This window comes from Bradyrhizobium sp. 142 (assembly GCF_023074015.1).
In the GTDB taxonomy this organism is placed as follows: Bacteria; Pseudomonadota; Alphaproteobacteria; order Rhizobiales; family Xanthobacteraceae; genus Bradyrhizobium.
In genome coordinates this window covers 110,993-121,605 of the sequence record NZ_JADPKQ010000004.1, presented here as the reverse complement: position 1 = coordinate 121,605, position 10,613 = coordinate 110,993, and the positions used below count along the sequence as shown (strand labels likewise).

6 protein-coding genes and 1 pseudogene are annotated in these 10,613 nt (G+C 64.6%); 1 reads left to right on the top strand and 6 read right to left on the bottom strand.

From position 1 onward, the window contains the following. Window positions 1–281: 281 nt before the first annotated feature. From IVA82_RS00685 to ltnD, 6 genes and pseudogenes are all read right to left on the bottom strand, one after another. Entirely contained in the window at window positions 282–1,478 is a 1,197-nt protein-coding gene (locus IVA82_RS00685) for an efflux RND transporter periplasmic adaptor subunit (RefSeq protein ID WP_247389358.1), read from the bottom strand. Then, a complete protein-coding gene (locus IVA82_RS00680; protein ID WP_247389359.1) occupies window positions 1,465–4,644 on the bottom strand; it encodes an efflux RND transporter permease subunit in 3,180 nt (1,059 codons plus the stop codon). The genes IVA82_RS00685 and IVA82_RS00680 overlap by 14 nt, the downstream gene beginning before the upstream one ends. Before the next feature lie 236 nt (window positions 4,645–4,880). Then, window positions 4,881–6,570, bottom strand: a pseudogene (locus IVA82_RS00675) (methyl-accepting chemotaxis protein). 161 nt (window positions 6,571–6,731) lie between these two features. Further along, window positions 6,732–8,021: a 3-oxo-tetronate kinase gene (gene otnK / locus IVA82_RS00670; RefSeq protein ID WP_247389360.1), complete on the bottom strand. Its 1,290-nt coding sequence runs from the start codon at window positions 8,019–8,021 to the stop codon at window positions 6,732–6,734. Then, on the bottom strand, window positions 8,018–8,800 hold the full coding sequence (gene otnI / locus IVA82_RS00665; protein WP_247389361.1) for a 2-oxo-tetronate isomerase: 783 nt from the start codon (window positions 8,798–8,800) through the stop codon (window positions 8,018–8,020). Before otnI ends, otnK begins: the two co-directional genes overlap by 4 nt. A 22-nt stretch (window positions 8,801–8,822) precedes the next feature. After that, window positions 8,823–9,740, bottom strand: coding sequence for an L-threonate dehydrogenase (gene ltnD, locus IVA82_RS00660; RefSeq protein ID WP_247389362.1), 918 nt, complete (start codon window positions 9,738–9,740; stop codon window positions 8,823–8,825). 104 nt (window positions 9,741–9,844) lie between these two features. Between ltnD and IVA82_RS00655 the strand changes: the two genes are divergently transcribed. Further along, window positions 9,845–10,510: an aldolase gene (locus tag IVA82_RS00655; protein ID WP_247389363.1), complete on the top strand. Its 666-nt coding sequence runs from the start codon at window positions 9,845–9,847 to the stop codon at window positions 10,508–10,510. Window positions 10,511–10,613 lie beyond the last annotated feature (103 nt).

Genomic DNA, 10,613 nt, shown 5'->3' with positions numbered 1-10,613 from the left:
GGTTTGAGGAGCTCTCCAAAGATGCTATTCATGTATTGCATGCCCGGCCCTTTTCTGTGTCTCGACAACCAGAAAGTATCCGGTTCACGCTGGATTTGCCGGGCATGCGCTGCGGCATAGTGAATCATTCCCGGGACAGCCCTGCGTACTTACGGGGAGAGGGTTGGGGGTGAGGGGCTGCCTCCCCAAACACCGTGAGAAAGGGGTTCGTGGAGAGTCCCCCTCACCCGATCGCTTAGCGATCGACCTCTCCCCGCAAGCGGGGCGAGGTGAAGAAACCCTCAGCTCTTCGGCGCCTGCTTCTCCGACGCCGTCGCCGGCTTGCCCTTGGCGCCGGCCACGCGCACATGCTCGCCATCGGAGAGACCGTCCGGCGGGGCCGTGATGACGCGGTCGTCGGGCGCAATTCCCGAGGCGAGCTCGATCTCGCGGCCGAGGTCACTTGCGATCGTCACGGCTTTGAGCAGCACCTTGTCGTCCGCGCCGACGGTGGCGACGCGCAGGCCGCTGCCGTTGAAGATCAGGGCGCTGGCGGGAATGCTGAGCGGCGCGGCGTTGCGCTCGAGACTGAGCTTCACGCTGGCGTAGCCGCCGGGCATCAGTTCTCCGCTGGAATTGTCCAGTCCAAGCTGCATGCGCGTAGTGCCGGAGGCGACGTCGACGGCTTGTGAAGAAGCCTCCACCGTCGCCTGGAAGGTCCGGTTCGGATACTCCGGCAGCACGATGGTGGCCTTGGCGCCGATCTTGATCGCCGGCACATAGTTCTGCGGCACGTTGACATAGACGCGCAGCTTGGTGATGTCGGAGACCACGAACATCGCTGGGCCCGAGCCGCCGCCCGCGTTGATCAGCGCACCGACGTCGGTGTCGCGCGCGGTGACCACGCCGTCGAATGGCACCGTGATCTTCTTGTAGCCGGCCAGCGCCTCAAGCCGCTCGACATTCGCCTGCCCGGAATGGACGGCCGCGTTCTTGTTGGAGAGATCGGCGGTGCGCTCGTCGATCTCCTGGGCGGAGACGAAGTTGGAGGCGACCAGCGTCTTGCGCCGGTTCAGAGTCGCCTCCGACAGCCTTGCGCTGGCCTGCTGGCTGGCGAGGTCGGCACGGGCCTGCAAGAGCTGCTGGTCGAGGTCGGGCGCCTCTATCTCGGCAATCACCTGGCCGGCCTTGACGCGGGCACCGATATCGGCGCTCCAGCTCTTCAGATAGCCCGAGACGCGGGCGAAGATGGGCGCGCGATAGTACGCCTCGAGGCGACCCGGCAGATCGAGGGTGGCATTGCGGGCCTTGGCATTGGGCAGCGTCACCGCGACGCTGGGGACGGCCTGATCGTCGGTCCATTCCTTCAGCCTGGAGCCCTGCTCCTCGCGAGCCCGGATGCCGGTGCCCACCACGAGGCCTGCCGCGATCAGCGCCACCACGCCGACGATGCTCAGTTTCCGGCGCGACACCGGTGAGCGTGGTTCAGTGGACGACATGCGAAGTCTCCGATAAGGCGGCAGCTTTGGCGCCTTGTTTCTTGTGAACCATGCTGAACACCACGGGAACAAACATCAGTGTGGCGAAGGTTGCAAAGATCAGGCCGCCGATCACAGCGCGGCCGAGCGGCGCATTCTGCTCGCCGCCCTCGCCTAGTCCCAAGGCCATCGGCGCCATGCCGATGATCATGGCGAGCGCGGTCATCAGCACCGGGCGGAACCGCACGAAGCCGGCTTCGAGCGCGGCTGCGATGGGATCGCCGAGCTCCTCATAGCGCTCGCGGGCGAAAGAGATCACGAGCACACTGTTGGCGGTGGCCACACCCATGCACATGATGGCGCCGGTCAGCGCCGGCACCGACAGCGTGGTCTCCGTCGTGAACAGCATCCAGACGATGCCGGCAAGTGCGGCCGGCAGCGCCGTGATAATGACGAATGGATCGGACCAGGACTGGAAGTTGACGACGATCAGGAAGTAGATCAGCACGACCGCCGCCAGCAGGCCGAACAACAGGCCGGTGAAGGCACTGTTCATGGTCTGAACCTGGCCGAGCAGCGCAACGGACGAGCCCTTCGGCACCTCCTTGGCGGTATCGGCGATCACCTGGCGGATGTCGGCGGCGACCGCGCCGAGGTCCCGGCCCGATGTCGTGGCAAAAATCTGCACCAGCGTCTGAATGTCATATTGCGACACCACCGCGCTCGACGTCGATCGCTTGATGTCGGCGATGCCGCCGAGGATTGGCGACTGCGAGTTGGCGGTCGCCGTGATCGGCAGCGTCTGCAGCGCGCTGAGCGAATCGATCTGGTACTGCGGCGTCTGCATCACGATGGAGTACGACACGCCGTTATCGGGATTGAGATAGTAGGTCGGCGCGACCTGCGAGGAGCCGGCGAGGTTGACCACGAGGCTGTTGGTGACGTCGCGCTCGGTCAATCCGACATATTGCGCGCGGGTGCGGTCGACATCGATGTTGAAGGTCGGATTGTTCGGCGACTGCTGGATGCGCGCGTCGGCGATGCCCGGAATACGCCGGACCTTGGCCAGCAGCGTGTTGGCGTAGGCGAAGTTGGCCTGGGCATTGGCGCCGCGGATCTGGAGGTCGATCGGAGCCGGCGCGCCAAAATTCAGGATCTGGCTGACGATGTCGGCCGGCAGGAAGGCAAAGCTGACGCCGGGGAACAACCGTGGCAATTGCTCGCGCAAGGTCCGCACGTGCTCCTCGGTCGGCTTGTGGCCCTCCTTGAGCTTGATCTGGATATCGCCGTCCTGTGGACCGATGACGCCGGTGTTGTTGTAGGTCATGTTGATGCCGGAGATCGGCATGCCGATGTTGTCGGTCAACGTCTCGATTTCGCCGGGGATCAGCTTGCGGATCGCCTTCTGCACGTCGGCGAGCTGGTTGGCGGTCTCCTCGACGCGGGTGCCGACCTGGGTGCGGACATGCATCAGGATGTTGCCGGCATCGACCGCCGGGAAGAAGTTGCGCCCCAGGAACGGCACCAGCGCGAAGGACGCACCGACAACGCACACAAAACCGATCACGAACACTGCGCGGTGGGCCAATGCGAGCCCGAGAAAATTGTGGTAACCGCCGCGAATGCGCTCGAAGCGCGCCTCGAAGCCGCGCTGGAACCACACCAGGGGATTACGCGATGTCGGCGGCGCGCCCTCGTGATGCACATGCGGCTGCAACAGATAATTGGCCATGGTCGGCACCAGCGTGCGCGACAGCAGGAACGACCAGATCATCGCGAACATGACAGCTTCGGCCATAGGCACGAACAGGAAGCGCGCGACGCCCGTGAGGAAGAACATCGGCACGAACACGATGCAGATGCAGAGCAGCGAGACGAAGGCCGGCGTCACGATCTGGTTGGCGCCGTCGAGGATCGACTGCTCGACCGGCTTGCCCTGCTCGAGATGGTAATTGATGTTCTCGATTGTGACCGTGGCGTCGTCGACCAGGATGCCGACGGCAAGCGCAAGCCCGCCCAGCGTCATGATGTTCAACGTCTCGCCGATCGCTGACAGCATGATGATGGCGCCTAGCACCGACAGCGGGATCGAGACCGCGATGATCACGGTGGAGCGCCAGCTGCCGAGGAACAGCAGGATCATCACGCTGGTGAGCAGCGCCGCGATCACGCCCTCGACGGCGACGCCTTGGATCGCGCCGCGGACGAACACCGACTGGTCGCCGATGAAGCCGATCTTCAGCGCGTCCGGCAGCTGATCCTTGACGTCGATCACCTTCTGCTTGATGCCCGCGATGATGTCGAGCGTCGAGGTCGCGCCCGCCTTCAAGACCATCATCAGCACCGAACGGTTGCCATCGACATGGACGATGTTGGTCTGCGGTGGATTGCCGTCGCGCACGGTCGCAACGTCGCGCACATAGACCATCGCGCCATTGACGGTCTTGATCGGCAGATTGCCGAGCTCCTCGATCTTCAGCGGCGAGTTGTTGAGCTGGATGTTGTACTCGAAGGTGCCGATCTTCTGGGTTCCGACCGGCGTGATCAAGTTTTGCGCGGCCAGCGCGTTCGCGACGTCCTGGCCGGACAGGCCGCGGGCCTGGAGCGCGGTCGGGTCGAGGTCGATCTGGACCTGACGCTGCTTGCCGCCGAACGGATACGGGATCGCCGCGCCGGGCACGGTGACGAGCGGCGTGCGGAGCTGGTTGATGCCGATGTCGGCGAGGTTCTGTTCGGTGAGCCCCTCGCCCGACAGCGCCACCTGGATGATCGGCACCGTCGAAGCCGAGTAGTTCAGGATCAAAGGCGGCGTCGCGCCAGGCGGCATCTGCTTCAGCAACGTCTGCGAGATCGCGGTGACCTGGGCGTTGGCGGTGCGGATGTCGACATTGGGCTGAAAGAAGATCTTGATGATGCCAAAGCCGTTATAGGAATTGGCCGTGATGTGCTCGATGTCGTTGACGGTGGTCGTCAGCGCCCGCTGGAACGGCGTGGTGATGCGACCGGACATCTGGTCCGGCGGCAGGCCGGTGTACTGCCAGACCACGCCGATCACGGGAATGCGGATGTCCGGAAAGATGTCGGTCGGCGTCCGCAGCGCGGCAAGCGGTCCGATGATCAGGAGCAGGAGCGCCAGCACGACAAACGTATAGGGTCGGCTCAGGGCAATACGGACCAGAGCAATCATTCGCGAGGCAATTCCAGGTCAAGCGAGGATACGGAATCCGCCCCCACGCGGATCCTCTTCCCCCTTTACCTGAGCACTGCCGGAAACGCTAACCTCCGGCGACACTTCCGCATTCACTTCCGTGCTACCGCGCTGCAAATAGGCATCGCAGCTATGCAGCTTGCGCCCGCGACATTGCACCGCCTCGTCAACGTGAACGAGCGGTGCCGGGAGCACCGCTCGTTGCAATTGCGCGCTTACGCCGCGCGGACGTTAATCAGGAACTTGCTGACCTCGGTCTTCAGCCGGCTCGAGTCATTCGACAGCATCTGCGCCGCCGACAGCACCTGCGAGGAGGCCGTGCCGGTCTCGGTCGCGCCCCGCTGCACGTCGGTGATGTTGGAGGAGACCTGCTGGGTGCCTTGGGCTGCCTGCTGCACGTTGCGGGCGATCTCCTGGGTCGCCGCGCCCTGCTCTTCAACCGCAGCCGCAATGGCCGAGGAGATTTCCGACAGACGTTCGATAGTCGAGGAGATCTCCTTGATCGCGCCGACCGAGTCGTTGGTCGCCGCCTGGATGCCGGAGATCTGCTGGCCGATTCGCCGGTTGCCTTCGCGGTCTGCTCGGCGAGCGCCTTCACCTCGGAAGCCACCACCGCGAAGCCGCGGCCGGCTTCACCGGCGCGCGCCGCCTCGATGGTCGCGTTAAGCGCCAGCAGGTTGGTGTGGCCGGCGATGGTGTTGATCAACTCGACGACATCACCGATGCGGGAGGCCGCCTTGGACAGCTCGCTGACGCGCTCGGTGGTCGTGCGCGCCTGGCCGACTGCGTCGCCCGCCATGCGCGCCGATTCCTGCACCTGCCGGCTGATCTCGCCAACCGAGGAGGCCATCTCCTCCGTCGCCGAGGCCCCGACTGCACGTTGGTGGAGGCCTCTTCCGAAGCTGCCGCAACCGTGGTCGCCAGCCGCTGGGAGCGGTCGGCGGTCGAGGTCAGTGTCGAGGCGGAGGCTTCGAGCTGGGTCGAGGCCGAGGATACGGTCTGCACGATCTCGCCGATCATCGTTTCGAATTCGCGGTGACGTTGCCGACGCGGCGGCCGCGCTCGATCTTGGCTTCGGCATCGGCCGCGGCGGCTTCATCGGCCGCCTTCTTGGCGATCAGCGCCTCCTTGAAGACCTGAAGCACGTCGGCCATGGCGCCGATCTCGGTCTTCTCGCCGCGATGCGGGACTTCGGCGCCGAGGTCACTCTTGCCCAGCGCCTGCATCGGTTGAATGATGGAGTTGATGCCGCTGGAGACGTCGTGAACGAGATAGAAGCCGACGCCGATGCCGACCACGACCGCCGCACCGAGGATGATCGAAACCAGCATGAATGCAGAGAAATAGCTGTCCGCGGCGTCCTGAGCCGCCTGATCGCCACCCTTGGTGTTGAGCTCGATGTCCTTGCGCAGGACCTCATCGGCCTGGAGACCGATCTTGTTGACCGTCTTGCTGTTCAGCTCGTGAGCCTCGTGCGGGACTTTCCCGGCTTCCTTGCGCGAGAGCGCCATGACTTGCTGGGTGCCCTGCTTGTACTCGTCCCAGACTTTCGACCACTCTTTGTAAAGCGCCCGCTCGTCAGGCGAGGTAATCATGGGCTCGTAGGCTTGGCGGAATTTGGTATTGGACTCGACCACGCTGGCCAGCGTCTTTTCAGCCGCCAGCTTCTCTTCAAGGGTCTCCGACAGCATGTGCTCGCTGATCACGTTGCGATAGGTGATGACGCCGGCCCTGAGATCTCCCAGCACCCGCACGCTCGGCATCCAGCTCGTGGTGATGTCGGTCGTATTGGCGTTCATCGACCGCATCTTCATGACGGCGAGCAGGCCCATGCCGGTCATGGCGACCAGCAGGAAACGCCACGACGCTGATGATCTTGGCGCGGATGGAGATTTTGGAGAGCATAATGGGTCTCTTTGTCCTGGCGCGGGTGCGTCCGGAAGTCTTTACGAATCAAACAAAGGGAGCAGCGCCGACATCAGACAACCTGAGCAGATGTTAACTACGACTCCGTACGAGTACGGAAGCCCGAAACAAATGAACATGGCGCTAAGAATGCCCTGCGCTCAGCGCATGAGCCCAAGCGCATCCGAAAAGAAATCCGTGCCGCCGAAATTTCCGGACTTCAAAGCAAGCAACATGTCGCCTTTTTCAGCACCGACCGCGCGCAGCACTGGGACGCCTGCAGCGATTTCTACTCCCACGAGAAAACCGGGAATCTTCAACCGATCGACCACCGCACCGGACGTCTCCCCGCCGGCAACGACCAAGCGCTCGACGCCGGCCTGCACCAGCCCCTCGGCGATATCGGCCATTGCCTGCTCGATGGCATGGCCGACCGCGTCGCGGCCATGACGCGCCTGGAGCGCGGCGACCTGATCCGGCGCAGAACTCGACGCGACCAGGACCGGACCATTGGCGAGTCGCGGCCGGGCCCAGTCCAGCGCGCGCTGCGCCTCGCCCACCCCCGTAATAATACTGTCCGGATCCAGATGAAGCACCGGCATGATGGCTTCCGCCTTGGCGATCTGTTGAAGCGTCGCCTGCGAGCAGCTTCCGGCAAGGCAGGCCGCCAATCCGCCGACCGGAGCCTCCGCCGCGCTGCTTGCCGTTGTCGATTTGACCTTGCCTGTCGACACCAGCGCCCGCGCCAGTCCAAAACCAATGCCGGAGGCGCCTACAGACAACCGGTGCCCGGCCGCAACGAGGCCGATGGTTTCGAGGTCGCGATCGAACACGGCGTCGATGACGGCGGCGCCGATGCCCTGGCCCGACAATTCGGCAAGACGCGCCCGCACGGCATCCGCTCCGCGCGTGACGGTCGCGAGGTCGACGAGCCCGATTTGCGTCTTGCTCTGCCGCGCCAGCACGCGCACCAGATTGGAATCAAGCATCGGGTTGAGCGGATGGTCCTTCAGCGGACTCTCGTTCAGCGGCACGGCGCCGACGAACAAATTGCCCTGGTAGACGGTGCGGCCGGTCTCCGGGAAGGCCGGCGTCACCAGCACGACGGCCTCGCCAGAATCGGCACGCAGCGCGTCCATCACCGGGCCGATGTTGCCGGCATCGGTGGAATCGAAGGTCGAGCAGATCTTGAACAGCACGTGGCCTGCGCCGCGACCGCGCAGCCATGCCTCCGCCGCGCGCGAGCGCGACACGGCCAGTCCGGCCTCGATCGAGCGGCTCTTGAGGGACACCACGACGGCGTCGACCTCGGGCAGCGCGAGATCGTCCGCGGGCACGCCGATGGTTTGCACCGTGCGCAGGCCCGCGCGCGTCAGCGTGTTGGCGAGATCGGAAGCGCCGGTGTAATCGTCGGCGATGCAGCCAAGAGATAGTCTCGCTGCAAGTGTCACGGCTTTACTCCCGCATAGGGCTTGAACCAAGCAAGACCGTCGGTGGTCTTGCCGCGCGGATTGTATTCGCAACCGACGAAGCCGGCATAGCCGAGCCGGTCGAGTTCGGCAAACAGGAACGGATAGTTCAGCTCCTCGCCGTCGGGCTCATTGCGCGAGGGAATGCTGGCGATCTGGATGTGGCCGATGATCGGCATCATCTCGCGCAGCCGCATGGTGACGTCGCCATGGATGATCTGGCAGTGATAGATGTCGAACTGGAGTTTCAGGTTCGGAAGCCGCAGCTCGTGGATCAGATCGCGCGCGAAGCCGAAATCGTTGAGGAAGTAGCCGGGCACGTTGCGTGAATTGATCGGCTCGAGCACGATGTCGATGCCGTGCGGTCCGAAGAATTCCGCGGCCCACGCCACCGACTTGTAGAACGCCTCGATCGCGACGCGCTCGCCGCGATTGGCGATGCCGGCCATCAGGTGCAGGCGCTTGACGCCGGTGGCCTTGGCGTAAGGCAGCGCGGTCTCGAGGCTCGCCTTGAGATCGGCAAAGCGCGCCGGCAGCGCGGCAAACCCCTTCTCGCCGGCGTTCCAGTCGCCCGGCGGCAGGTTGAACAAGGCTTGCGTCAGGCCGTTGCGCTTGAGCCGCTCGCCGACCGCCTCGGCCGGATGCTCGTAGGGAAAGAGGAACTCGACGGCGGTGAAGCCGGCTTGGGCGGCTGCATCAAAGCGGTCGAGGAACGGCACCTCGGTGAACATCATCGAGAGATTGGCGGCGAAACGGGGCATTGGATCCTCTTCCTTATTTGTCTTATTTGTCGCCGGGCAACTTGACGCCGGTGACTTGCGCATACATCCGCGCCACCGACGCGTCATCGTCGCGGCCCATGCCGGCGGCTGACGTCATCAGGAACATCTGGAGGGCCGCGGCCGAGACCGGCACCGGGAATCTGGCGGTGCGCGCCATGTCCTGGATGATGCCGAGGTCCTTGACGAAGATCTCGACCGCGCTGCGCGGCGTATAGTCGCCGTCGAGCACGTGCGGCATGCGGTTCTCGAACATCCAGGAATTGCCGGCGGACGCCGTGATCACCTCGTAGACCTTGCGGATGTCGAGGCCCTGCTTGGCGGCGAACGCGATCGCCTCCGAGGCAGCCGCGATGTGCACGCCGGCAAGCAACTGATTGATCATCTTGAAGGCCGCGCCCTGCCCCGCGGCATCGCCAAGTTCGTAGAGCTTGGCGGCCATGGCATCGAGCGCCGGTCGCGCCTTCGTGAAAGCGGCGGGGCTGCCGGAGGCAAGGATCGTCAGCTCGCCCTGCGCGGCGCGCTGCGCGCCGCCGGAGATCGGTGCATCGAGGTAATGCCGGCCGGTGGCCTCCAGCTGTTTGGCGAGGCGGCGCGCCACGTCGGGATCCATGGTGGCAGAGGAGATGAAGACGCTGTCCTTCGGCATGGTCTCGGCGGCACCATCCTTGCCGAACAGGACCGCTTCGGTCTGCGCGGCATTGACGACGACGCTGACCACGATGTCGGCGTCCTTGGCCGCCTCGGCCGGCGTTTTGGCGCCGGCACCGCCGTCCTTGACGAAGCGCGCCACCGCATCGGTGGAGACGTCGCAGCCGGTGACGGCAAAGCCGGTCTTTTTCAGCGAGTTCGCCATGCCAAAGCCCATCGAGCCGAGCCCGATGACGGCGATGCGCTGATTTTGTGACGCGGAGGCGGACATGCGGCTGATCCTTACGAACGTTTCCCGGACGGCCGCCCTTTGCGGCAGCTCGGCAACCGAATAACACGGCTTGGCCGCGCTGCCAAAGCGTGAGACAAGCAGGCATGACGGCCATGAGCGAGACACGGCTTCGCGAGGACATCTGCCGCTTCGGGCGTTCCCTGTTCGAACGCGGGCTGACGCCTGGCTCCTCCGGCAATATCAGCGTCAAGATGCATGATGGTGGATGGCTGGTGACGCCCACCAATGCCTCCCTCGGCTTCCTCGACCCGGCGCGGCTGTCGCGGCTGGATGGCCGGGAGCGCCTCCTCTCAGGTGATGCGCCCACCAAGGAAGTTCCGCTGCACACAGCACTCTACGACACGCGCGAAAGTGCACGCGCGATCGTACATCTGCACTCCACCCACTCGGTCGCGCTCTCGATGCTGCCCGAGATCGACCCGCGCGCCGCACTGCCGCCGATGACGGCCTATTATCTGATGAAATGCGGCGCCACCGCGCTCGTGCCCTACTACCGCCCCGGTGATCCCGCGGTCGCCGATGCGATCAAGGGGCTGGCGGGGAAATATTCGTCGGTGCTGCTCGCCAATCACGGCCCGGTGGTCGCCGGCGACACGCTGGAGGCGGCCGTGTTCGCGACGGAGGAGCTGGAGGAGACGGCAAAGCTGTACCTGCTGCTACGCGGGATGAACCCGCGGTATTTGTCGGCGGAGCAGGTGACGGATTTGGTCAAGGTATTCGGGGTGACGCTGCCGGATCATGGGCATTAGCCACACTCTCTGACGTCATCCTGAGGTGCAAGCCTTGCGATGCAATTGCATCGCAAGGTGAAGCCTCGAAGGATGGGCCACGGGCGCTTGCGGCCCATCCTTC

Excerpts from the sequence above, each read along its gene's own strand:
- IVA82_RS00685 (WP_247389358.1), bottom strand. The coding sequence starts at position 1,478 with ATGTCGTCCACTGAACCACGCTCACCGGTGTCGCGCCGGAAACTGAGC.
- IVA82_RS00680 (WP_247389359.1), bottom strand. The coding sequence starts at position 4,644 with ATGATTGCTCTGGTCCGTATTGCCCTGAGCCGACCCTATACGTTTGTC.
- otnI (WP_247389361.1), bottom strand. The coding sequence starts at position 8,800 with ATGCCCCGTTTCGCCGCCAATCTCTCGATGATGTTCACCGAGGTGCCG.
- ltnD (WP_247389362.1), bottom strand. The coding sequence starts at position 9,740 with ATGTCCGCCTCCGCGTCACAAAATCAGCGCATCGCCGTCATCGGGCTC.
- IVA82_RS00655 (WP_247389363.1), top strand. The coding sequence starts at position 9,845 with ATGACGGCCATGAGCGAGACACGGCTTCGCGAGGACATCTGCCGCTTC.